The organism is Soehngenia saccharolytica DSM 12858 (genome assembly GCF_059568515.1).
On record NZ_JCANTN010000071.1, the window covers coordinates 1 to 1,193 of the forward strand.

Annotated in this window: 1 protein-coding gene; it reads right to left on the reverse strand. The window is 32.4% G+C overall.

Annotated features, from left to right (window positions below):
- A partial coding sequence (locus tag BO51_RS10085) for an IS1634 family transposase (protein ID WP_496486315.1) occupies nt 1-1,193 on the reverse strand: 1,193 nt, incomplete at both ends.

Consider the following 1,193-nt stretch of genomic DNA (forward strand, 5'->3'; position numbering starts at 1 on the left):
GTTCTGAACCCAAATGCCTCATGTAAAGCATCAGTAAAATCAGTTCTCGTGTAGGTTGGAATATATCCTTCTGTTGGAATAGAGTAGAAATTCATATCTCTTAAACCATTAATAATTTCCTGACTTGTAAATTGTTCATCTAATAATTTCTCTAAATATCTATATAAAACTAATGCAAGAAAACATGTAGTGAAATGTGCCTGTATACGATCGTCTCTGCTTAAATAAACTGGCCTTGCCTTAAACTCTGATTTCATAATTCTAAAACATTCTTCAATTTCCCATCTTCTGTGGTTAATCTTTGTAATAGCTTCAGCATCATCTTCTAAATTTGTACATACAGCATAAAATCCATCATACATTTCTTCTTTAACCACTGCATCTGTGTCTATACCATAGATAGTCTCATCTGCAATTTCTCCATACTTTGTAACATTTGTAGATGATATAAACCTTCTGAAGTCATTTTGATTTTTCTTTTTGATATCTGATTTCCTGCTTGTAATTAAATTAGCTGCATGTTCTAGCTGCCCAGCTCTAATCTTTCGTTGGTAATCTTTGTATTTGATAGAATAGGTTACAATAAGCTTTTGCTCAAGCCCATCTTCTTTTATCCAACGTTCTTTGTAAAAGGTTTTATTTTTGTACTTATCATAGTTTTCTCCATCTTGATCGATTAGGTTAATATCAAACAAATTATCACTGCCTGCTAGGTGCCATCCTGTTGGATCAAGAGCCCACTCTTTCAAATGTTTCTTTAATTTTTTTACAGGCTGAGTTGTAATAAATGCTCTACCATTTATGTCATTAAATTTACGATTATCTGTTGAAGATAATCCAGCATCAGTACATACAATGAACTTAGATAACTCAAAGTCTTTAAAAATTCTCTTCTCTAACGGTTTCAGAGTAGTTTGTTCATTGGTATTACCACTATGAATATCGAAAGCAAGGGGGATACCATCACCATCCATAAATAGTCCCATTCCCACTATAGGATTAGGCTTATGTTCCTTAGAAAATCCATATTGCTTAAGGCCATCTCCATCCTCTATCTCAAAAAAATAATTAGTGCAATCATAATAGAGAATACGGTCGTTTCTTTTTGAAACAGATAAACTATTTTCATAGAGTTTTGACTGAATATAATCACTTTCTTTTGCAATAACCTCTAAAGCCCTATAAATATGATG